21 protein-coding genes are annotated in these 20,560 nt (G+C 71.9%); 5 read left to right on the top strand and 16 right to left on the bottom strand.

Going from position 1 to position 20,560, the window contains the following annotated elements; all coding sequences use genetic code 11:
• Positions 1 to 57: 57 nt before the first annotated feature.
• The 3 genes from ABZ454_RS09070 to ABZ454_RS09060 form a co-directional block, all read right to left on the bottom strand.
• Positions 58 to 1,059 carry a ketoacyl-ACP synthase III gene (locus ABZ454_RS09070; RefSeq protein ID WP_359536766.1) on the bottom strand — a complete coding sequence of 334 codons (1,002 nt, stop codon included), beginning with the start codon at positions 1,057 to 1,059 and terminating at the stop codon, positions 58 to 60.
• 13 nt (positions 1,060 to 1,072) lie between these two features.
• A complete protein-coding gene (locus ABZ454_RS09065; RefSeq protein WP_356319675.1) occupies positions 1,073 to 1,987 on the bottom strand; it encodes an ACP S-malonyltransferase in 915 nt (304 codons plus the stop codon).
• Between the two features lie 89 nt (positions 1,988 to 2,076).
• The gene (locus tag ABZ454_RS09060; protein ID WP_356319674.1) at positions 2,077 to 3,276 is read right to left on the bottom strand and encodes a helix-turn-helix domain-containing protein; all 1,200 of its coding nucleotides are present in this window, start codon (positions 3,274 to 3,276) and stop codon (positions 2,077 to 2,079) included.
• Positions 3,277 to 3,396: 120 nt separating this feature from the next.
• Between ABZ454_RS09060 and ABZ454_RS09055 the strand changes: the two genes are divergently transcribed.
• Positions 3,397 to 4,053, top strand: coding sequence for a pirin family protein (locus ABZ454_RS09055; RefSeq protein ID WP_359536765.1), 657 nt, complete (start codon positions 3,397 to 3,399; stop codon positions 4,051 to 4,053).
• A gap of 43 nt (positions 4,054 to 4,096) precedes the next feature.
• Here the strand turns inward: ABZ454_RS09055 and ABZ454_RS09050 are convergent, their stop codons facing one another.
• The gene (locus ABZ454_RS09050) at positions 4,097 to 4,411 is read right to left on the bottom strand and encodes a hypothetical protein (protein ID WP_359536764.1); all 315 of its coding nucleotides are present in this window, start codon (positions 4,409 to 4,411) and stop codon (positions 4,097 to 4,099) included.
• Positions 4,412 to 4,506: 95 nt separating this feature from the next.
• On the bottom strand, positions 4,507 to 5,097 hold the full coding sequence (locus ABZ454_RS09045) for a GNAT family N-acetyltransferase (RefSeq protein ID WP_359536762.1): 591 nt from the start codon (positions 5,095 to 5,097) through the stop codon (positions 4,507 to 4,509).
• 249 nt (positions 5,098 to 5,346) lie between these two features.
• On the opposite strand from ABZ454_RS09045, the gene ABZ454_RS09040 reads away from it, so the two are divergent.
• Positions 5,347 to 7,470, top strand: coding sequence for an alkaline phosphatase family protein (locus tag ABZ454_RS09040; protein WP_359536761.1), 2,124 nt, complete (start codon positions 5,347 to 5,349; stop codon positions 7,468 to 7,470).
• Between the two features lie 181 nt (positions 7,471 to 7,651).
• On the opposite strand, the gene ABZ454_RS09035 is transcribed toward ABZ454_RS09040, so the two are convergent.
• From ABZ454_RS09035 to ABZ454_RS09020, 4 genes are all read right to left on the bottom strand, one after another.
• The gene (locus ABZ454_RS09035; RefSeq protein ID WP_359536760.1) at positions 7,652 to 8,476 is read right to left on the bottom strand and encodes a hypothetical protein; all 825 of its coding nucleotides are present in this window, start codon (positions 8,474 to 8,476) and stop codon (positions 7,652 to 7,654) included.
• A 77-nt stretch (positions 8,477 to 8,553) separates the two neighbouring features.
• Positions 8,554 to 9,201, bottom strand: coding sequence for an RNA polymerase sigma factor (locus ABZ454_RS09030; RefSeq protein ID WP_359536759.1), 648 nt, complete (start codon positions 9,199 to 9,201; stop codon positions 8,554 to 8,556).
• A gap of 103 nt (positions 9,202 to 9,304) precedes the next feature.
• Positions 9,305 to 9,577 carry a DUF397 domain-containing protein gene (locus ABZ454_RS09025; protein WP_359536758.1) on the bottom strand — a complete coding sequence of 91 codons (273 nt, stop codon included), beginning with the start codon at positions 9,575 to 9,577 and terminating at the stop codon, positions 9,305 to 9,307.
• Positions 9,561 to 10,385 (bottom strand): helix-turn-helix transcriptional regulator, encoded by an 825-nt coding sequence (locus ABZ454_RS09020; RefSeq protein WP_359536755.1) that lies wholly within the window; start codon positions 10,383 to 10,385, stop codon positions 9,561 to 9,563. The genes ABZ454_RS09025 and ABZ454_RS09020 overlap by 17 nt, the downstream gene beginning before the upstream one ends.
• A gap of 83 nt (positions 10,386 to 10,468) precedes the next feature.
• Between ABZ454_RS09020 and ABZ454_RS09015 the strand changes: the two genes are divergently transcribed.
• On the top strand, positions 10,469 to 10,930 hold the full coding sequence (locus ABZ454_RS09015) for an ATP-binding protein (protein ID WP_359536753.1): 462 nt from the start codon (positions 10,469 to 10,471) through the stop codon (positions 10,928 to 10,930).
• Here the strand turns inward: ABZ454_RS09015 and ABZ454_RS09010 are convergent.
• Positions 10,896 to 11,711: a serine hydrolase domain-containing protein gene (locus ABZ454_RS09010; RefSeq protein WP_359536752.1), complete on the bottom strand. Its 816-nt coding sequence runs from the start codon at positions 11,709 to 11,711 to the stop codon at positions 10,896 to 10,898. The two genes, ABZ454_RS09015 and ABZ454_RS09010, sit on opposite strands and share 35 nt — an antisense overlap.
• Positions 11,712 to 11,803: 92 nt before the next feature.
• On the opposite strand from ABZ454_RS09010, the gene ABZ454_RS09005 reads away from it, so the two are divergent.
• Positions 11,804 to 12,265: a MerR family transcriptional regulator gene (locus ABZ454_RS09005; protein WP_356319663.1), complete on the top strand. Its 462-nt coding sequence runs from the start codon at positions 11,804 to 11,806 to the stop codon at positions 12,263 to 12,265.
• The gene (locus ABZ454_RS09000) at positions 12,265 to 13,281 is read left to right on the top strand and encodes an aldo/keto reductase (RefSeq protein WP_359536748.1); all 1,017 of its coding nucleotides are present in this window, start codon (positions 12,265 to 12,267) and stop codon (positions 13,279 to 13,281) included. Before ABZ454_RS09005 ends, ABZ454_RS09000 begins: the two co-directional genes overlap by 1 nt.
• A 35-nt stretch (positions 13,282 to 13,316) precedes the next feature.
• Here the strand turns inward: ABZ454_RS09000 and ABZ454_RS08995 are convergent, their stop codons facing one another.
• The 6 genes from ABZ454_RS08995 to ABZ454_RS08970 form a co-directional block, all read right to left on the bottom strand.
• Positions 13,317 to 14,519: an acyltransferase gene (locus ABZ454_RS08995; RefSeq protein ID WP_359536745.1), complete on the bottom strand. Its 1,203-nt coding sequence runs from the start codon at positions 14,517 to 14,519 to the stop codon at positions 13,317 to 13,319.
• Complete coding sequence (locus ABZ454_RS08990; RefSeq protein WP_359536744.1) at positions 14,516 to 15,583, bottom strand: alpha/beta hydrolase; 1,068 nt, start codon at positions 15,581 to 15,583, stop codon at positions 14,516 to 14,518. Before ABZ454_RS08990 ends, ABZ454_RS08995 begins: the two co-directional genes overlap by 4 nt.
• A 187-nt stretch (positions 15,584 to 15,770) precedes the next feature.
• Positions 15,771 to 16,454, bottom strand: a complete 684-nt coding sequence (locus ABZ454_RS08985; protein ID WP_356319658.1) for a response regulator transcription factor — start codon at positions 16,452 to 16,454, stop codon at positions 15,771 to 15,773.
• On the bottom strand, positions 16,451 to 17,845 hold the full coding sequence (locus ABZ454_RS08980) for a sensor histidine kinase (RefSeq protein WP_359536741.1): 1,395 nt from the start codon (positions 17,843 to 17,845) through the stop codon (positions 16,451 to 16,453). Before ABZ454_RS08980 ends, ABZ454_RS08985 begins: the two co-directional genes overlap by 4 nt.
• Positions 17,846 to 17,964: 119 nt before the next feature.
• Positions 17,965 to 18,930 carry a DUF4429 domain-containing protein gene (locus ABZ454_RS08975; RefSeq protein WP_359536740.1) on the bottom strand — a complete coding sequence of 322 codons (966 nt, stop codon included), beginning with the start codon at positions 18,928 to 18,930 and terminating at the stop codon, positions 17,965 to 17,967.
• 115 nt (positions 18,931 to 19,045) lie between these two features.
• A complete protein-coding gene (locus tag ABZ454_RS08970) occupies positions 19,046 to 20,257 on the bottom strand; it encodes an alpha/beta hydrolase (protein ID WP_356319655.1) in 1,212 nt (403 codons plus the stop codon).
• Positions 20,258 to 20,560: the final 303 nt, after the last annotated feature.

Here is a 20,560-nt window from a genome sequence, read left to right as displayed (position 1 = left end):
GCTCCTTCGGTGTATATCTGCTGGGTTCGGACGTCCGGGCGAAAAGACCCGGTGTGCCTAGGGGAGGGTAACGACCGTCGCGGCGTAGACGAGACCCGCCCCGAAGCCGATGACGAGCGCGGTGTCGCCGCTCTTCGCCTGACCGGTCGCCAGGAGCCGCTCCATCGCGAGCGGGATCGAGGCGGCGGAGGTGTTGCCGGTGGTCTCCACGTCACGGGCGACCGTGACGTGTTCCGGCAGCTTCAGGGTCTTCACCATCGAGTCGATGATCCGCATGTTGGCCTGGTGCGGGATGAAGACGTCCAGGTCTTCCGGGGCGATCCCGGCCGCGTCCAGCGCCTGCTGGGCGACCTTCGCCATCTCGAAGACGGCCCAGCGGAAGACCGCCTGGCCCTCCTGCGTGATGGCCGGGAACTTCTCCGGACGGTCGGCGTGGAAGGTGTCCCACGCCACGGTCTGCTTGATCGTCTCGGACTTGTCGCCCTCCGAGCCCCAGACCGTCGGACCTATGGCCGGCACCGTGGACGGGCCGACGACGACGGCGCCGGCCCCGTCGCCGAACAGGAACGCCGTCGCGCGGTCGCTCAGGTCGGTGAGGTCGCTCAGCCGCTCCACGCCGATGACGAGTACGTACTCGGCCGAGCCCTCGACGATCATGCCCTTGGCGAGCGTCAGGCCGTAGCCGAAGCCCGCGCAGCCGGCCGAGATGTCGAAGGCGGCGGGCTTGCCCGCGCCGACCTTGTGGGCGATCTCGGTCGCGATGGCCGGGGTCTGCTTGAAGTGCGAGACGGTGGAGACGATGACCGCGCCGATCTGCTCCGGCGTGATCCCGGCGTCCGCGATGGCCTTGCCGGACGCCTCGACGGACATCGCGGCCACGGTCTCCTGCTCGGAGGCCCAGTGGCGGGTGGCGATGCCGGACCGGGAGCGGATCCACTCGTCGGACGAGTCGATCGTTTCGAGGATCACCTCGTTGGGCACGACCCGGGTCGGGCGGTAGCCGCCGACACCCATGATCCGCGCGTACGGGGCGCCCTGACTGGGCTTGATCTTCGACATGCTCTCGGGCTCCTTAGGCGCCCGCGTGCTCAGCGATGAGCGCGCGGGCAGCGTCGAGGTCGTCGGGGGTCTTGAGCGCGAGGGTCCGCACGCCGGGCAGGGCGCGCTTGGCCAGACCCGTCAGCGTGCCGCCGGGGCAGGCCTCGATGAGCGCGGTGACGCCCAGTGCCTGGAACGTCTCCATGCACAGGTCCCAGCGGACCGGGTTGGCGACCTGGCCGACCAGCCGGGAGATGACCTCCGCGCCGTCGGCGACGGTCTTGCCGTCGGCGTTCGAGACATATGTCACGGTCGGATCGGAGACCTCCAGGGCCGTGGCGGCCTCACGGAGACGCTCGACCGCGGGAGCCATGTGGTGCGTGTGGAACGCGCCGGCGACCTTGAGCGGGACCACCCGGCGCACGCCCTCGGGCTTGTCCTCGGTGAGCGCGGCGATCTGCGCGGCGGTGCCGGCGGCGACGATCTGGCCGCCCCCGTTGACGTTCGCCGGCGTCAGGCCGAGCTTCTCCAGGTGGGGGACGGTGACCTCGGGGTCACCGCCGAGCAGCGCGGCCATGCCGGTCTCGGTGACCGCCGCGGCCTCGGCCATGCCGAGCCCGCGCGTGCGCACGAAACGCAGCGCCGCCTCGTCGCCGATGACTCCGGCGAAAGCGGCTGCGGTGATTTCACCCACGCTGTGACCTGCGACGACAGCCGGCGACGCGTCGAGCGCGGCGGCGGAGAGCAGACCGGCGGCGACCAGCAGCGGCTGAGCCACCGCGGTGTCACGGATCTCCTCCGCGTCGGCCTTGGTGCCGTAGTGGGCAAGGTCGAGCCCGATGGCGTCGGACCAGGCCGCGATGCGGTCGGTGGCACCGGGGAGGTCGAGCCAGGGAGTCAGGAAGCCGGGCGTCTGAGCGCCTTGGCCGGGAGCGACGAGTACGAGCACCCTCACACTCTCTCTTGTGAACGGTCCGGAACGCCCGTGGGGACAGGGACCAAGAACCGTATGGGGAATTGTTGATGTCCGACAAAAGTCTAGGACTGGAGATCCCTGTCGGCCAGACGCCCGAGGATCAGGGCGATCCGCAGGGTGAACGCCGAGCGGACGTCGGACGGCGACCACCCGGTGACGTCTGTCACACGTCGGAGCCGGTAGCGCACGGTGTTGGGGTGGACGAAGAGCATCCTGGCGGCTCCTTCGAGGCTGCTCGCCTGTTCCAGATAGACACTCAGCGTCTCCAGGAGGGCGGAACCCGCTTCTTCGAGCGGTCTGTAGATCTCCTCCACCAGCTGATCCCGCGCGGCCGGGTCTCCCGCCATCGCGCGCTCCGGCAGGAGATCGTCCGCGAGGACCGGCCGCGGGGCGTCCTGCCACGCACCGCACGCCTTGAGCCCGGCGGCCGCCGCCTGCGCGGACCGGGTGGCCGCCAGCAGGTCCGGCACCACCGGGCCGGCGACGACCGGGCCCGCCGCGTACGGGCCGATCAGCGCCTTCGCGACCTGGAGCGGGTTGTCGCTGCCGCCCGCGATCACGACCAGGCGGTTGCCGAGCACCCCGGTCAGCACCTGGAGCTTGGCGTGCCGGGCGGCCCGCCGGATCGCCTCCACGGTCAGCTCGCTGTCGCCGTCGGGCGCGGTACCGAGCAGCACGCACACGTGCTCGGGGGAGTTCCAGCCGAGCGCGGCGGCCCGGGACACGGCGCCCTCGTCGGCCTCCCCGGACAGCACCGCGTTGACGACGAGCGATTCGAGGCGGGCGTCCCAGGCGCCGCGGGCCTCGGCGGCCTGTGCGTAGACCTGGGCGGTCGCGAAGGCGATCTCCCGCGCGTACACGAGCAGCGCCTCACGCAGTACGGATTCGTCGCCGGGCGCGGCGACTTCGTCGATCGCCGCCTCCATGACCTCGATCGTCGTCCGCACCATCTCCACGGTCTGCCGCAGCGTGATGGCCCGGGTCAGCTCGCGCGGAGCGGTACCGAAGACATCGGTCGAGATGGCCTGCGGGGTCTCCGGATGCCGGAACCACTCGGTGAACGCGGCGATACCGGCCTGGGCCACCAGGCCGATCCACGACCGGTTCTCCGGAGGCATCGCCCGGTACCACGGCAGCGACTCGTCCATGCGGGCGATCGCGTTCGCGGCCAGCCGGCCGGAGGACTGCTCCAGCCGTTTCAGGGTCGCGGCATGGAGGTGGGCGGCGTTCGCGGCGGGCTGCTCAGGATCGGATCGGGGCACGGGGACAAGACTGCCCTATCCGGACGGGTGCCCGAAGGGGCGGGGCCGGTGGCGGGTCGTGCCGGCGGAAAGTCGGCCGGGGCCCGGGCGCTGGTCAGCCCGGCGGGCTACCGTGGACGGGTGATTTCCGTACGTCGCTCGGGCGACCGGTTCAGGGGCGGGGACGGGGCGGCCGGCATCGAGTCCCGGCACTCCTTCTCCTTCGGCGCGTTCTACGACCCCGACCACCTCCGCTTCGGCCCGATCCTGGCCTGCAACGAGGAGCGTCTCGCCCCGGGCGCGGGCTTCGAGGAGCACCCGCACAGCCACACGGAGATCGTCACGTGGGTCGTCGAGGGCGAGCTGACCCACCGGGACTCGGCCGGTCACGCCACCGTCGTACGGGCCGGAGACGTCCAGCACCTCAGCGCGGCCTCCGGCGTCCGCCACGTGGAACGCAACGACGCCGGAACGCCGTTGACGTTCCTCCAGATGTGGCTCGCACCCCTGGAGCCGGGCGGCGAGCCCTCGTACACGACGGTCCCCGGCATCGCCGACTCCACCCCGTACGCCCTGCCGGAGGCCGGTGCGATGCTTCACGTGCGCCGGCTGGCCGACGGGGAGCGTGCGGCGGTGCCGGACTCGCCGAAGGCGTACGTGCATGTGGTGGCCGGGGGCGTGCGGGTCGGCGGCGAGGAACTGACGGCGGGCGACGGGGCGCGGATCACCGGGGAGAAGGACCTCGAACTGGTCGCGGACGGGGCGGCCGAGGTGCTGGTCTGGGAACTGCCCGACTGAGGCGTCGTCCGCTCGGTGTGCCCGGCGGGACGTCCGCCGTGCCTCACCAGTCGAATCTCCCCATGTCCTCTTCGGTCGCCTCGCGGTAGCCGACGATCACGTCACCGTCGAACTGCACGAGGCAGAAGCCCTCGGGGTCGAACCCGCACTGCTTGCACCATTCCGGATAGCCGGGCGTCTCGAAGCGGCCCGTCCGGGGGGACCCCTTGGCCCGGTCCGACCACGCGATCGTGTCGCCGACACGGAACTTGTGGAGATACACGTCCCCGAAGTGGAACTGGATCACCAGGTCCTCCTGCGAACCGCACCGGGGGCAGGGAGACGGTGCGGGCACGAAGAGCCGGTCGTACACACCCATGCCTGGGCACCTCTCACTCGGAACGGGCCCCTGACCTGAATCCGGCCGGAACGCACTGCTCAGCATGCGCGAAGTCGCCGACCGCGTAAAAGCCTTTAACGGCCGGAATCCCGCCGCCACATCGACCACATCGGCGGCCCGGACCGGAACGTCATCTCCTCGTGCACGGTGAACCCGTGCCGCTCGTAGAACGTCAGATTGCGCCGGTTGCTCGACTCCAGGAACACCGGCCGCCCGTCCGCGTCCGCCCGCGCGAGCAGCCCGCCCAGCACCTGAGATCCGCGCCCCGTACCGCGCGCGTCGGCGTGGGTGCCGATGTACTCGACGTACCAGTGCGCGGGACCGGCCGGGTGCCGGTGTTCCAGCGCGAGCAACCGCATCCCGGTCCGGGGCAGTTGGGCGCGTCCCGCGCGCACCAGCGTGGCCGCGTTGCGCAGCAGGTAGCTCACCGGCAGCTTCCACTGTCCGGGCTCGGCCCACACCGCCGCCACCGTGCGCTCCGGGTCGGTCCACACCCGGCCCGCCGGGACCTGCTGGGCCAGATGCGCGGTGAACAGCAGCCGCAGCCGCCGGTCCCGGTCGCGCGGCATCAGCCAGGACCAGACGGGGTCCTCGGCGTAGGCACTGGCGAGGACGGCGGCGAGCGCGGGGACGTCGGAGGCGGTAGCGCGGACTGTGTCGGCCATGGCGCAGGAGGGTATCGGCTCCCGTCATCACCGACCACGGGAAGGGCATGACCGGCCGCCCGGCCAACCTGGCGCGATTTTCGGCTATCACCGTGAAGCGTCTCGACCCGGCACCGGACCCGTGGAAATCTTCCGGTGCCTCAGGAATACGTCCTTGGTTCGCCCGCCGTTCGCACCGGCGGCCTACTTTGCGCAGGCACGCGCCGACGCTCGTCCCCCTGAATCACTCTTCCCCCAGAGGTCCCCCTGATGTCTCTCCAGACGATCGAGCCCCCTCACGCCGACAGCGAGAACAACGAGAACAGCGAGAACAACGAGAGCAACCGGAGCAGCCGGAGCAGCGAGAACGCCAACGAACTCCGCATCACCCGCCGCGGGATGCTCCGCACGGCTGCTGTGGCCCTCGGCGCGATGGCCGTGGGCCCGGTCGCCGAAGCGGTGGGCGGGGCGACGGCCAGTGCGGCCGAATACGTCCTGCCCCAGGGCTTCAACGGTGACATCTCCGATCTGAAGCACGTGGTGATCCTCATGCAGGAGAACCGGTCCTTCGACCACTACCTCGGCCAACTGCCCGGTGTGCGGGGACACCACGACAAGCAGGTCCTGAAGTTCCAGGACGGCACCGACGTCTTCCAGCAGCGTGACGCCACCGGAGCCATCGTCACGCCCGCCGTCTCGACCGCCACCTGGAGCGACAAGCACAACTTCTACGGTGCGAACGGGGGGCGGTGGGACACCTGGGTGAAGGACAAGGGCGACCACTGCATGTGGTACTACACGCCCGACTACATGCCGTGGATGTACTCGCTCGCCTCCCAGTACACCGTCTGCGACATGAACTTCTGCTCGCTGCACGGGCCGACCATCCCGAACCGCTACTACCTGATGACCGGTGCGGCGGGCGGCGAGGTCACCAACGCCAAGCAGAACGACTACAGCCGCCGCTGGACCACGGTCCCCGAGCAGCTCCAGCAGGCCGGCATCGACTGGCGGGTCTACTCCGACAACAGCGGCAACGGCGTCGGCGGCAGCCTCCAGAACGGCTATGTGGGCGAGTACGGCTGCAACGTCACCAACAGTTTCAAGGCCTTCGACCCCCGCACGGCGGACGCCGCCGACCTCGAACCGGGCACCGGCAAGATCTGGAAGGCCAACTCCTTCGTCTACGCGGGCGCCACCACGCCGAACGACGACTCCGAGGCGAACCTCGACGCGGTGCTCCGCGACCTGATCGCGGCCTGCGAGCCCGGGGCGGAGCACCCCCTCCCCGAGGTCTCCTGGGTGGTGATGCCCGCCGCGTGGAGCGAGCACCCGGGCTTCGACACCGTCCACGGTGAGCGCTACATGAACAAGGTGCTCAAGACGCTCCAGAGCAACGAGGACATCTGGAACCACACCCTCGTGATCATCACCTACGACGAGAACGACGGAAAGTTCGACCACGTCCTGCCGCCGCGCCCGGAGGCGGGCACGCCCGGCGAGTTCTCCGGCACCACCCCGTACGGGTTCGGCCCCCGGGTGCCGATGCTGCTGGTCTCGCCCTGGACGCGAGGCGGCTACGTCGCGTCGGAGGTGTTCGACCACACCTCCACGGTGAAGTTCCTGGAGACCTGGGCCGCCCACCTGGGCAAGCCGTTCACCTGTCCGAACATCACCGACTGGCGCCGCTCCATCGCCGGCGACCTGACCAGCGCGATCGACTTCGCGCACCCGCGCCCGGGTCCGGTCGTCATCGCCGACCCGGTCACCGGCACCCCGCCGAAGCCGCCGCGTGACCGGATGGAGCCGCGCGGCCTCTCCTTCCACCCGCACGCCACCTTCACCGAGGACCGCTCGGCCGGCACGGTGACCGCGTCCATGACGCTGGCCGGAGGCCCGGAGGGCAAGGCGGTGAGCCTCCAGGTCTTCCCCGACCGGTACCTCCCGTTCGCCAACACCCCGTACACGGTGACCGCGGCGGCCCCCCGCTCGTACACCTGGGACACGAACGAGACCGACGGCGCGTACGCCTTCTCCGTCTACGGCCCCGACGGCTTCCTGCGCTCCTTCGCCGGACAGGTGATTCCCGAGAGCGGGAGCACGAAGCACATCGGCATTCCGCGCGTCGGGGCGGAGCTGGTCAAGGGCAGGCGCGCCGTGGTCAGGCTGACACTGCACAACGACGGTAAGCACCCCGTCCGTTACACCCTGACGGCCAACGACTACCTCGGCGGCACCCGGACGTACACGGTCCCCGGCGGTCACTCCACCGTCGTGCACTGGCCCACCGAGCACGGCTCCTACGACGTGGTGCTCACGGCCGACACGGGGACCGGCTGGACCCAGCGGTACGCGGGCCGCGTGGCGACGGTCCGAGGCGAGGGAGGACGCTGAGGCGGAGCGCCGGACTCCTCGTACGGCAACGGCGAGAGCCGGACGTTCCGAACGGCCCTCGGCGGTGACCAGGGGCTGACGCACCCGGTGCCGCACAGCTGACCGACCCGACAGATCCGGGCCCCACGGTGGGTCCGGATCTGTCACGCCCGGGTGACCTCGTGCGGGCCTGCGGGCCGGCCTACTGCTCGTCGGCGAACTGCGGGTCCTTCGCCTGGTTGTAGATCTCCTTGCCGGATGCGTCGTAGGCGTGGACGTAGGGGTTGGGGCCCGAATAGTGCGGGCCGGAGGTGTCGGCGGACAGGGCTGCCGCGTAGACGAACGCGCCGCCCGCCGTGACGGCCGGGTACAGCTTCGGGTCGTCGCCGTAGCTGATGGCGATCTTGGCCACGTTGGACGCGTAGTGCCCGGCGCCCAGCATGAGGTACTTCCCCTTGCCCACGGGCGCGCCGAGGGAGTCGAAGTACGCGATCGTGTGACCGGTGCCCCACAGGCGGTTGTTGATGAACGTGGGCGGGGAGTCCGGGCTCGTGCCCTTGTCGCCCTTGGACTCGCACTGCACGTACTGGCCGGCGGAGTCGACGGCGACGACCACGCCGTCCCAGTCCTGCGAGGCGAGGGGCGTGCGGACCGCGACCACCGAGTGGTACCGCGACGCGTCCGAACCCAGGCAGGAGGACAGGATCTTGGTGACGGTCCCCGCGTCGATCGGGGTCGTCTTCCCGCTGGTGATGGTGAACGGGTCCGGGGCGGAGGGCACCGGAGACGAGGACGGCGTAGCACCCGATCCGCCCGACGTGGAGCCGTGCGAGGGGCCCGTACTCGGCGACGCGGCGGCGCCCGTCGGGTTTCCGGCGGGGCCGGCGAGAACCGGCTCGGCGTCCCCCGCCCCGCCGAAGGCGGCCACGGCCGCGACGCTCACCGCCGCGACCCCGGCGGCTACGGCCAGCGGCACGCCCCACCTGCGGTGCAGCGAAGCACGGTTGTCCTCGGGATCGATCTTCATCAGTAGCTCCTCACGAGTCCGCCGGTGATTCGGCAGATCACGATCGGAAGGAGCCGCAGGAATGCCCTGCGCGTCATTCATCGTGCGACCTCCTTCGCGTGGACGGGGTTACTGGAACTGAATGACGACGTCACCGTCGCTCCGTCGACGAGGTCGGCCCCCAGCCTCCGCCGGGCCCGGTGCAGTCGGGACTTCACCGTTCCCACCGCCACTCTCAGCGCTGCCGCGGCCGCCTGCTGATCCAGGCCCGACCACACGCAGAGCTCGACGACCTCGCGTTCGTGGCGCGGCAGCCGCGCAAGCGCCCGGTGGATCTCCGACATACGGCGCTCGTCGTCGACCATGACGACGACGTGGTCGGCGTGGTCGCCCACGGGCTCGTCATGCGAGACGAGCCGACGCAGCAACGCCTCCGCCCGCCGCAGCCGCCGCCTGGTGTTCGACAGCAGGTGGTCGGCGATGCCCAGCAACCAGGGCAAGGCGGAGTCGCGGTCCAGGACCGTCTCGGATCGCCGACGCCAGGCATGCAGGAAAACGGTCGACGTGAGGTCTTCGGCCTCGGACCAGTCGGCCGTCCGTCGGAACAGATGGTTGTAGACGGTCTTCCCGTGACGGTCGAAGATCCGGCCGAACGCCTCCCGGTCGCCGTCGACGGCCCGCGCCCACAGCTCCCGGTCGGATATCCCTCCGACCGGGGCGGCAGGATCAGCGTCGTTCAGTTCCATGCCCTGTACGTGTCCGGCAACCGGCCCGAGGTTCCCGCTGAGCCGACTTTGTATTTACGGGCGGACAGGCCCGGAAGTCCTCACCAAGAGGAACCCGGTCAGATCACTTCACGCGAAGGCCGTCCACGAAGCCCTGCCAGGCATCGGCCCCGACGACGAGGACGGGCCCGCCCGGGTTCTTGCTGTCGCGGACCGGCACGGAGGCGGCGCACCCGGTCGCCACCTCGACGCACTCGCCGCCGGTGTTCCCGCTGTACGACGACTTCCGCCAGGCGGCGCCGCCGGTCACGGTGCACTCGACGCACTCGCCGCCGCTCGTTCCGCTGTACGACGACTTGCGCCAGCGCGCTCCTGCCAACTCATGACTGGTTTCCATAGCGTTCCTCCATCACACGAGCGATCAGCGTTGCCGAGTCCTCGGGGGAGAGGGCTGTAGCTTGCAGTCGAGCGTAGCCGACCGAACGCTCCTTGATCACTGATGGGTTGGCGGTCATATGGCCTTGATCGTAGCTCTCCACGTAGAAGAGGTCAGGGTCGTCCTCGAAACGCAGCAAGGTGAACGACCCCATCATTCCCGTGTGTTGGCCGACGTCGAAGGGCAGTACCTGAACCTGTACCCAGGGGTCGTTCCGGAAGTCCAACAGCCGCCCAAGTTGTTCACGCATGACGTCACGGCCGCCGACCTCCTGGAGCAGCGCGGCCTCGCTCATGACGATCCACAGCGCGGGTGGATTCTCACGCCCCAGAATCCGCTGCCGGTCCAGCCGCGCGGCCGCCATTTCGTCGATCTTGTCCGGGTAGTCGACCCCGAGGAGGGCCCGCGCATACCCCTCCGTCTGCACCAGTCCGTACACCAACTGTGCCTGGTACGTGGAGATGTACGCCGCGCGCGCCTCCATCTCCGCATACGGCTGGAACCACGTCGGCAGTTGGCTGCGCAGGACCAGGCCCATCAGCCGGGAAAACGTCCCGTCCGTGCCGAGTCCGGCGTCGACCCGTTCGGAGAAGTCGCGGGTGGGGATCTTCTTCGTCGTCTCGATCTGGCCGATCAGTGACCCAGTACAGAAGATGATCTCGCCCAACTGGGCGTGGTTCAGGCCCGCGGCCTCGCGCAGGCGGCGCAGTTCCCAGCCGTAGTAATCCAAGGGGGAGGCGGTCGGGTCGAGCGACTGGATGTTGGCCACGGCGGGACCTCCGGTGTGCAACGCCTCGTGACGTTCGGTTCCGTACGTAGCCGAGCGTAGTCACCTGGTCGCACGATGGTGACATGAATCACGCAATCGCTCCCCGGACCGCGTCCGAAGAGCCGGTCTACCGCGCCGACTTCGCCATGGGTGAGCACTCGGCCCGGCACCTGCGGCGCATCCTGCGGCTCTACCTCGCCGGGTGGGGCATGGCAGAGGTCACCGACGCGGCGGAACTGGCGCTCACCGAGCTGGTCGCCAACGTCGTCCGGCACGTGCCCGGCCGCCGCTGCCAGACCTTCATCTTCCGGCTCCCGGGCGGTGAGGGCGTGCGCGTCGAGGTGGCGGACGACTGCCCGGGGGTGCCCGTCGTGGTGGCGGGAGACGCGTGCGACGAGGGCGGGCGGGGGCTGGTCCTCGTGGACGCCGTCGCCGACAAGTGGGGCGTGGAGACGCGCCCGGACGGCGGCGGCAAGACGGTGTGGTTCGAGTGCCTTGCCGCCGGTTCGCTCACGCCCTCAGCTCTGCCAGCACCGCGTCCGTGAACGGCGGCCACACCTCGGCCGCCCACGGCCCGAAGGGCCGGTCGGTGAGCGCCACGCAGGCCGCCCCCGCCGCCGGGTCGATCCACAGGAACGTGCCCGACTGGCCGAAGTGCCCGAACGTCGCGGGGGACGACGAGGAACCCGTCCAGTGCGGCGACTTGTGGTCCCGGATCTCGAAGCCGAGGCCCCAGTCGTTGGGGTTCTGGTGGCCGTAGCCCGGCAGTACGCCCTTCAGCCCGGGGTGGACGACGCTCTGCGCCTCCAGCACCGTGCGCGGGTCGAGGAGCCGGGGCGCCTGCACCTCCGCCGCGAACCGCACCAGGTCCTCGACGGTCGACACGCCGTCGCGGGCCGGTGAGCCGTCCAACGTCGTCGCGGTCATGCCCAAGGGCTCCAGCACCGCCTGGCGCACGTACTCCGGGAACGGGATGTCGGTGGCCTTCGCGATGTGGTCGCCCAGTACCTCGAAGCCCGCGTTGGAGTACAGCCGGCGGGTGCCCGGCGGGGCCGTGACCCGGTGCTCGTCGAACGCGAGCCCGCTGGTGTGGGCGAGCAGGTGGCGGACCGTGGACCCCTCGGGACCGGCCGGTTCGTCGAGCTCGACCGCGCCCTCCTCGTACGCCACCAGCGCCGCATAGGCGGCGACCGGCTTGGTGACGGAAGCGAGCGGGAAACGGTGCGCGGCCGGACCGTGCGTCGCGACGACGGTCCCGTCCGCTCGTACGACGCCCGCCGCCGCGGTGGGGACGGGCCAGTTCTCGATCATCGCCAGGCTCTGCATGGCTACGAGAGTAGGTTCTGTGTGACGGTGGCCGGGAATCGCATCCGGTATCGCTTGCTTAGAGTGCACTCCAGGGTCCTAGCGTGGAGGGCATGACGGTGATGGAGACCACTTCGGCAGGAACGGACGTCTGCGCGGCGCCCCCCAGGGCCCACCCGCGTCCCGAGGGCCAGGACCGCTACACCATCAGCGAGGTCGCCGCCTTCACCGGGCTGACCGCCCACACGCTGCGCTGGTACGAGCGGATCGGGCTGATGCCGCACGTGGACCGCTCGCACACCGGCCAGCGCCGTTTCACCAACCGTGACCTGGACTGGCTCGCCTTCGTCGGCAAGCTGCGGCTGACCGGGATGCCGGTGGCGGACATGGTCCGGTACGCGGAACTGCTGCGCGAGGGCGAGCACACCTTCGAGGCACGGCAGGAACTGCTGGAGGCGACCCGCCGCGACGTGAGGACGCGGATCGCGGAGCTCCAGGACACCCTCGCCGTCCTCGACCACAAGATCGAGTTCTACGCAGGCGCCCGGCGGGCGCCGGAAAGGCCCAGTGCCTGATGACTGACAACAAGATCGCCACCGTGGAGCTCGGCAGCGGCGGCCCGCAGGTCGGCGTCCAGGGCCTCGGCTGCATGGGCATGAGCGAGTTCTACGGGGACACCGACGAGGCCGCGGCCCGCGAGACCCTGGAGACGGCCCTCGGCGCGGGCGTCACGCTCTTCGACACCGCCGACATCTACGGCAGCGGCGCCAACGAGACGTTCATCGCGCCGTTCGTCGGCGCGCACCGCGACGAGATCACCCTCGCGACGAAGTTCGCCATCGAGCGGCGCGACGACGACCCGCACTACCGGGGCGTGCGCAACGACCCGGCGTACATCCGCCAGGCGGTCGAGAACAGCCTGCGCCGGCTGAACACCGACGTCATCGACCTCTACTACATGCACCGCCGCGACCCGGCCGTACCGCTGGCGGAGTCCGTCGGCGCCATGGCCGAGCTGGTGCGGCAGGGCAAGGTCAAGCACCTCGGGCTGAGCGAGGTGACCGGTGCGGAGCTGCGCGAGGCGCACGCCGTGCACCCGATCGCCGCCCTCCAGTCCGAGTGGTCGCTCTTCAGCCGCGACGTCGAGCGCAGTGCCGTGCCCGCCGCCGTCGAGCTGGGCGTGACTCTCGTGCCGTACTCGCCGCTCGGCCGGGGCTTCCTGACCGGGGCGTTCGCCGACGCGGGCAAGGAGCTGGCGGACAACGACTTCCGGAAGTTCCAGCCGCGCTTCACCGGCGACAACGCGAAGACGAACGCCGCGCTGCTGGAGCCGGTCCACAAGATCGCCGCCGCGCACGGGGCGACCGCCGCACAGGTGGCGCTCGCCTGGGTGCAGCAGCGGGCCCAGGTGCACGGGCTGGCCGTGGTGCCGATCCCCGGCACCCGCAAGAGCAGCCGGCTGCTGGAGAACGTCGGCGCGACCCGGCTGACGCTGAGCGCCGACGAGCTGGCGCAGCTGGAGCCGATCGCCGGCCAGGTGGCGGGGGACCGCTACCCGGACATGAGCAACACGGCCACGGCGCGCGAGTAGCCGTACCGCGGGTCCGGGCGTCCGCCCGGACCCGCTCACCCCAGCGCGAACACGGCGAACCCGACCGCCAGCACTCCGGCCAGCGCGCGGCGGGCGTTCGCGGCCCGCGTTCCCGTCTGCCACGGCGCCTCGAACCGCCGCGCGTACCGCGCGACGAGCACCAGCAGCCCCGCGAACACCGGCATCCAGGCCAGCCGGGCCAGGACCCAGCCGAGCGTGTCCGGGCCGGTCGTCAGCCCGGGCACCGCCCCGGCGAACGAGGCGGGCACCGCCGCGGCGAGCATCGCCGTCTGGTGCCAGCACAGGATCGTCATCGCCGACAGGTTGATCACGACGACCGGCGCCCACACCAGCGGCCTGCGCAGCAGCCCGCCGATCCGGTCGCGCAGCAGGATGGCCGCGCCGCTCTGCGTGGCGGCCAGGGCGAGGACCAGCAGCGACGGCGGGTGCGAGTTGGTGCGCGCCTCGCCGGGCACCCCGACCATCGACGCCGGGTAGTGGAGGAGCAGCAGCAGGGCGGCGAACAGCACGCCGCCGCCGACGAGCAGGAACCGGGCGCCCCGCTTCCCGATCCGGCCCTCGCCCCAGGAGACGCCGAGCTGGTACGCGAAGAGCCAGCCGGGCACGATGTTCAGCACGCTCAGCCACGAGGGCATGGCGTCCCCCAGCGGCCCGTAGCGCAGCAGATCGACCACGGCGACCGCGCCGAGCAGCGGGGCCGCGGCCCAGCCGCCGAGCCGCCTCGCCATGCGGACGCAGTACGGAGTCAGCGTGGTGACCACCGCGTACACACCGACGAACCAGAGCGGCTGGATCACCAGCGTCGACCCGGTGCGCAGCGTGTCGCCCGGCACCCCGAGCACGTGCAGCACCGGGATCATCGCCGCCCAGACGGCCGTCACCCCGAGCACCGGCCGGCCGAGCCGGGCCATCCGGCCGCGCAGCCAGATACCGGTGGTGGACGTCCGCCGGCGGTACGAGAGCACCGAGGCGTGGCCGCCGACCAGGAAGAAGACACCCAGCATCTGGAGCACCCAGCTGAACGGGGCGAGGGCGCCGAAGGACGAGAGCGGGCTGGCGTTGTGCAGGGCCCCGCCGCCGTCGAGCCGGAATCCGCCGAGCAGCCAGTGTCCGGTGGGCACGGCGAGCAGCGCCAGGGCGCGCAGACCGTCGAGGGCGCGGTCGCGGTGGGCGGGGGTGCGGGCGTCGATGCGGGAGGCGAGGGCGCGCAGGCTCATCGCAGGGCTCCTTCCGCCGCCGGGTACGTGCCGTCCGCGATCTCCGCGAAGGCGCGCAGGGACTCGGTGCCGGGGGCGAAGTAGCCGGTGTGCCCGTGGGCGTCGCCGGCGGGCACCCGGCGGGCGCCGAACTCCGGGGAGGTCGGGTCGGCTCCGTGGCCCAGCCCGGCGAACTCCACGTTCGGCACGTCGTCGATCCAGTCGTCGGGGTCCTTGGCGGCCCACACCCGGGCCTCGGTGTGCAGATCGCCGACGTCGTCCGCGCGCATCCCCGGCGAGCCGAGGACCACCAGGTCGCCGGCGCGCAGCCGGGACGCGGCGAGGCCGCAGACGACGGAGCCGTAGCTGTGGCAGAACACCGTGGGCGCGGGCACGCCGGTGGCGGCGAGTCCGTCCGTGAAGCGGGTCAGCCGGTCCGCGCCCGCCTCGGCGAGCGAGCCGGTCGCGGCGTCCACACCGATGCCGACGGGCGTGGTGTACCCGGCCCAGGCGATCACCGCGCTGCCCGGACCGGTCTCCGCGTACAGCGACTTGGCCATGCCGGCCGGCGTCCCGTACACATCGCTCGTACGGTCGAAGGTCCCGGCGTCGATGTCGGAACCCGGCACCACGACGGACACCCGGTCCGCCGTGGTCAAGTCCCCGAAGACCTCCGCCACTTGGCCGCGGCCGCGGGGATCGAAGGCGAGGATGCGGCGGTGCGGGTCCGCGGCGAGGCTCGCGTAGCGGGGGTCGTGACCGGCCCTCAGGGCCAGGGCGTTGGCGCGGTAGCGCAGTTCGACGGGGACGCCGTCGAGGTTGCCGACGACGAGCGGGTGCCGGGCGATCAGGGACTGCTGGTCCCGCTCGCCCAACCCCGCGAAGAACCGCGCCACTTCGGCGGGTGTGGCGCGCTCCGGATCGGGCAGCTCCCGCCCCAGTACGTCGTCAGACCGCCAGGCGGCCGTGCCCGGCGGCGGCCCCGTCAGCGCCTGCTGGGCGTTTCCCGACGCCCAGCCGGCGGTCCCCGCCACGACGGTGGTCGCCAGGGCGAGCGCGACCAAGGTCCTCGCATAGCGGCGCATCCGACCCTCCCTCTCCGGCTGAGCCGGCTCCCGCGCGCTGTTCGGCGCGACGGAGAGGAAGGTAGGAAGACGACGGGTGCGAAAGCGTCACACCGGGGGGCCACGTGCGGGGTGATACCGGGGTAGGGGGTGTACGGGGAGCGCACCCGAGGGCGTTCCGGGGGCTACCCCCCCGGCCGGGCGCCCCTCACCCCTCGCCCGGCACCACCACCCCCGCCTCGTACGCGAAGATCACCGCCTGGGCGCGGTCGCGCAGGTCCAGCTTGGCCAGCACCCGCCCGATGTGCGTCTTCACCGTCTGCTCCGCCAGCACCAGCCGCCCCGCGATCTCCTGGTTCGACAGCCCGCGCGCGATCAGCTCCAGTACCTCCGTCTCGCGCGGCGTCAGCCCGTTCAGCCGCAGCGCGGGCCCGCTCCGGGCGGCGCCGGACGGCCGCTGCCGGGCGAAGTCGGCGATCAGACGCCGGGTCACGGACGGCGCCAGCAGCGCGTCGCCGGCCGCCACCACCCGGACCGCCGAGATCAGGTCCGCCGGCGGGGCGTCCTTCAGCAGGAAGCCGGACGCGCCGGCGCGCAGCGCCTCGTACACGTAGTCGTCCACGTCGAACGTGGTGAGCATCAGCACCTTCGGCACGTGCACCACGCCCACCGGCGGGTTCAGCAGCTCGCGCGCCGCCGCCAGGCCGTCCATCTCGGGCATCCGCACATCCATCAGGACCACGTCCGGACGGGTCCGGCGGCTGACCTCGATGCCCTGGCGTCCGTCCGGCGCCTCACCGACCACGTCGATGTCGGCCTGCGCCGCCAGCAGCGCCGCGAAACCCGCCCGCACCATGGCCTGGTCGTCGACGATGATCACACGGATGGTCACGAGTCCTCCGGAGGCGGGAGCGGGACGGAAGCGGCGGCGGCAGGGGGCGCGGCCGGGGGTAGGGGGAGCCGCGCGGCCACCCGGAAGCCGCCGTCCGGCAGCGGCCCGGTGTCCAGCGTCCCGCCGGTCAACCGTACGCGTTCGCGCATGCCGACCAGCCCGTGCCCCGTCCCCGCCGTCTCCACGGGCGTGCGGGGAGCGAGCGACGAACCCGTGCGCTCCGGCGGGTCGTTGACGACCAGGACCGTCAGGTGCGCGCCGTCGGAGCTGATCGACACCCGGGTCCGGGCCCCCGGCGCGTGCCGGACCACGTTGGCCAGGGCCTCCTGCACGATCCGGTACGCCGACAGGTCCACCGTCTGCGGGATGCCCGCGAGCCCGGCGGGCAGCGACAGCTCGGCCGGCAGTCCGGCCCGTACGGTCGCCTCCACCAGCTGCTGCAGCCGGTCGAGCCCCGGCTGAGGCGCGCGCTCGCCCTCCGTGCCCTCGCTGCGCAGCACCGTCAGCAGCCGCCGCATCTCCGCGAGGGACTCCCGCGCACTCGCCGCGATCGACCCGAACTCCTCACGCGCCTGGTCCGACAGCCCCTCCAGCCGGTACGGGGCGGAGTCCGCCTGCACCGTGATCACCGACATGTGGTGCGCGACCACGTCGTGGAGCTCGCGGGCGATCCTGGTCCGCTCCTCCAGCAGCGTCCGCTGAGCCCGCTCGGCCTCGCTGATGGTCTCCTGCTCGGCGAGCCGGCGCTGGGCGTCGCCCCGTTCGCGTACCGTCGCGCCGATCACCAGCACCACGGCGCCGAGGATGAGGAGCAGGAGCGAGTTGTCGGTGCCGTGCTCGGGGGAGACCAGGAACAGGACGAGTCCCGCAGCGCCCGTCGCCAGCCAGACGGCGGCCAGCGTCCGCCGCCGCTCGCGCAGGCCAAGCGCCAGGAGCAGGAAGAGGTAGCCGATGAGGCCGGGCGGTGTCCACGGCCAGGCGGCGTCCTGCCCGCCGTCCTGCCCGAGCAGTACGACCGCGCCCAGGATGTGGGCCGGGAAGATGATCCACCAGGCCTGCAGCGGGCGGTGCGCCAGCATCAGCAGGGGGGCGGCCTGTGCGACGGCGAGCGCCCCCGCGAGGCCGCCGTTCAGGTGGTACTGGCCGGCCAGGACGGTGACCGTGACCGGGAGGAAGACGGCGGCCAGAGCCAGGACGACGACGTACGGCAGCAGCCGCTGCCACGACTTCGGCGCACCGGCCAGGAGCGGCGTCGGGGGGTGGGAGGGATGGGACAGCGCGTGGGCGAAGTCGCGCACATTGCGGCGGGCGGCGCTCAGCAGACCGTCCGCCGGCGGGTGCGGGGGAGCGGGCTGCGGCGATGACGGCGGGGGCGGGGAGGAAGGGGGCATGGCGTGATCAGGGTAGGCAGCGGGGCCGCCCGCGGGCGTCATACCGGGGTCCCGGTCCGCTGCCGCCGATCTCGTACGGGGGTATGACCACGCCGTACGAGAAGGCCGGCGCGGGCCCGTCACAGCTCGGCGAGCAGCTGTGCCTTCTTCGCACTGAACTCGTCGTCCGTCACCAGACCGGCCTGGTGCAGCTCCCCGAGATGGCGGATCCGCTCTGCGATGTCCGCCGGGTCCCGCCGCCCCGCGCCCACCAGGGCCGCCGCGGTGGCGACGGGCATGGACTGCTTCCTGCGGACGGACTCCAGTACGGACGCGGCGAAGGGCAGCGACTCGTGCACCGGCCCGTAGCCGAGGCCGAAGATCACCGCGGCCGGGTCCTGATCCGCCCGGGCCGGCCGCGCCGCCGTCGGCCGCGCGCTCGGGGCGGTGCCCGTCAGCAGGCCCGCACCCGGTGCGGCGGACACCTGGCCGACGCCCGGACCGGCGGCCGGGTCCACGGGCGCCGGCCCGCGCGGCACCAGCCGCAGGTAGCCCTCGAAGGCCTCCGGCGAACGCCACTCGACCCCGCTCAGCTCCGCGACCGGGAACGTCTGGTCGCCCGCCTTCCACTTCTCCGAGGAGGCGCCCGTCCAGAACCACCGGAACGAGATCCGGTCACCGTCGAAGTCGGCCCGGCCGTCGTACGCCTTGAAGCGCATCGGCGCCGCGGGGGCGGCGACCAGGAACCGGTCGGCGGGTTCGCCCGCCTCGGGCCCCAGCCGCGCGCGCAGCTCGTCCGCGTAGTACTCGGCGAGCGTCTCGCGTTCGGCGGGGAGCACCAGACGGTAGGGATCGCAGCCGTCCTTCAGCTGCCCGGCCGCCGCCTCCAGCAACGGGTCGGCGCCCGGTCTCGGGACCGCGCGCAGCACCACCGTGCCCCGCTTGCCCGGGGTCAGCGTCACCGACGACAGCGCCGCGTGCGGGACGCGGCGCTCACGGAGACTCTGCAAGAGCCTCGGCGTGCGGATCCCCCGTTCGAAGCGGATGAGCAGGGAGTCGGCGTCGAACTCCCAGGTGGCATGAATTCCGGCCAGCACATCACCCATGTGCCTCATCGTATGCGGCACTTGCCCGCTCGTCCCCCCTTGGAGGCGCTCGCAATGTGCGGCCGGACGCGGTTCTCTACGCGCGTCCGGCCCGTTCACGCGGTTCTTACGCGCGTCAGACCGTCCGGTGGCCGGAAATCTGTTCGTGGCAGCCGCTGTCGGCCTGGGCGCAGGTGACCGAGGCGTAGGCGCCCGCGCCGATCGCGGCGAAGTTGTCGAGGCTCTCGGTCCCCGGCTCGAAATAACCGCTGTGACCGACCGCGTCGCCCGCCGAGGCGATCCGCGCACCGAAGTCGGGATCCACCGGGTCGGCCCCGTGACCCAGGCCACCGAGCTCCAGGTTCGGCACGTCGGCGATCCAGTCGCCGTGGTCCCGCATCGCCCACACGTTGGCCCGGGTGTGCAGCCGGCCGACGTTGTCGGCCCGCATGCCCGGACTTCCCGCGACCGCGATGTCCGTCACCCGGCCGGGCAGTCCGTCCGCGGCGACCCCGCACAGCACGGAGCCGTAGCTGTGGCAGAACAGCGAGACGGGAGCGGTCCCCGGGAGCGCGCCGACGAGTGCGGCGAGCCGCACGGCCCCGCGCTCGGCCAGGTTGCCCAGGGCCGCGTCCACGCCGATGCCGGCCGGTGCGGTGTAGTCCGCCCAGGCGATGACCGCGGTCCGCACGTCCGGATGTGCGGCGCGCTCGGCCGCGTACAGGGACCTGGCCATGCCGACGGGGGCGGCGTTCGTCTTGTCCCCGGTGCGTTCCAGCGTCAGCAGGTTCGTGTCGACGCCCGGGACGACCACCGAGACCCGCTCGGCGCGTTCGAGGTCGCCGAGCACCTCGGCGGCGTGGCCGCGGCCCGACGGGTCGAACGAGAGGAAGTGCCGACCCTCGGCGAGCATCGACCGGAAGCGGTCCACCCGGTGCTGCGCGTCGGCGCGGCCGTCGGGGGAGAGTCTCTGGTCGTGCACCCGGCTCTGCTCGGCCGTGCGCGCCTGTTCCAGCGCCAGCCGGTTGGCCTGGTAGCGCAGGGTGACCGGAGCGCCGTTCAGATTCCCCACCACGAGGGGGTACTTGCGGGCCAGTCCGCTGCCCTGCGCGTCCGTGAGCGAGGCGAAGAAGTGCGCCAGCTTGTACGAAGGCGCGTCGGCCGAGGGGAGCGCGTGCCCCGCTATCGACCCCTTGGCCCAGGAAGCGAGGGCGACGGTGCGTGGCGCGTCGGAGTGCTGGTGACGCACGGCGGTCCAACCGGTGGTCGCCAGCATCACGAACACCACCGCGACGGCGAGCAGAGCGCGCCAGACGGTGAGCGTGGGGGAGGAGTCGAAGGAAGTCACTTCGGCACACATTAGGAGACGCGCGCGGGACGTCGTGGAGCAGGTGACGCACATCACCCGGCTGTGGGGAATCCAACTCCCTTTTCCTCACGCTGTGTACGGCCTTGCGGCACGCTGCGCCGCGCCGGACGCCCTCGGAGTGCCGCATCAGGGCGTCGTGGGCCGCCTGTTGTGAAGTCGGTCATGCGGCGGGTGTGAGGCGTGCGGCACACCGTCCCGGCGCAAGGGCGTCCGAGTCGGCGCGCCCCCTCCAGTGCCGCGTCAGTCAAGGTTCGCCCGGGCAAACCTTGACTGACGCGGCAC

Origin of the sequence: Streptomyces sp. NPDC005803 (assembly GCF_040630435.1) — a bacterium.
Lineage (GTDB): Bacteria > Actinomycetota > Actinomycetes > Streptomycetales > Streptomycetaceae > Streptomyces.
This window is presented reverse-complemented; position numbering and strand designations above follow the sequence as displayed.

Excerpts from the sequence above, each read along its gene's own strand:
- ABZ454_RS09035 (WP_359536760.1), bottom strand. The coding sequence starts at position 8,476 with ATGAAGATCGATCCCGAGGACAACCGTGCTTCGCTGCACCGCAGGTGG.
- ABZ454_RS09005 (WP_356319663.1), top strand. The coding sequence starts at position 11,804 with ATGACGGTGATGGAGACCACTTCGGCAGGAACGGACGTCTGCGCGGCG.
- ABZ454_RS09070 (WP_359536766.1), bottom strand. The coding sequence starts at position 1,059 with ATGTCGAAGATCAAGCCCAGTCAGGGCGCCCCGTACGCGCGGATCATG.
- ABZ454_RS09050 (WP_359536764.1), bottom strand. The coding sequence starts at position 4,411 with ATGGGTGTGTACGACCGGCTCTTCGTGCCCGCACCGTCTCCCTGCCCC.
- ABZ454_RS08975 (WP_359536740.1), bottom strand. The coding sequence starts at position 18,930 with ATGGGTGATGTGCTGGCCGGAATTCATGCCACCTGGGAGTTCGACGCC.
- ABZ454_RS09025 (WP_359536758.1), bottom strand. The coding sequence starts at position 9,577 with ATGGAAACCAGTCATGAGTTGGCAGGAGCGCGCTGGCGCAAGTCGTCG.
- ABZ454_RS08995 (WP_359536745.1), bottom strand. The coding sequence starts at position 14,519 with ATGAGCCTGCGCGCCCTCGCCTCCCGCATCGACGCCCGCACCCCCGCC.
- ABZ454_RS08980 (WP_359536741.1), bottom strand. The coding sequence starts at position 17,845 with ATGCCCCCTTCCTCCCCGCCCCCGCCGTCATCGCCGCAGCCCGCTCCC.
- ABZ454_RS09040 (WP_359536761.1), top strand. The coding sequence starts at position 5,347 with ATGTCTCTCCAGACGATCGAGCCCCCTCACGCCGACAGCGAGAACAAC.
- ABZ454_RS09045 (WP_359536762.1), bottom strand. The coding sequence starts at position 5,097 with ATGGCCGACACAGTCCGCGCTACCGCCTCCGACGTCCCCGCGCTCGCC.
- ABZ454_RS09015 (WP_359536753.1), top strand. The coding sequence starts at position 10,469 with ATGAATCACGCAATCGCTCCCCGGACCGCGTCCGAAGAGCCGGTCTAC.
- ABZ454_RS09000 (WP_359536748.1), top strand. The coding sequence starts at position 12,265 with ATGACTGACAACAAGATCGCCACCGTGGAGCTCGGCAGCGGCGGCCCG.
- ABZ454_RS09010 (WP_359536752.1), bottom strand. The coding sequence starts at position 11,711 with ATGCAGAGCCTGGCGATGATCGAGAACTGGCCCGTCCCCACCGCGGCG.
- ABZ454_RS08990 (WP_359536744.1), bottom strand. The coding sequence starts at position 15,583 with ATGCGCCGCTATGCGAGGACCTTGGTCGCGCTCGCCCTGGCGACCACC.
- ABZ454_RS09030 (WP_359536759.1), bottom strand. The coding sequence starts at position 9,201 with ATGGAACTGAACGACGCTGATCCTGCCGCCCCGGTCGGAGGGATATCC.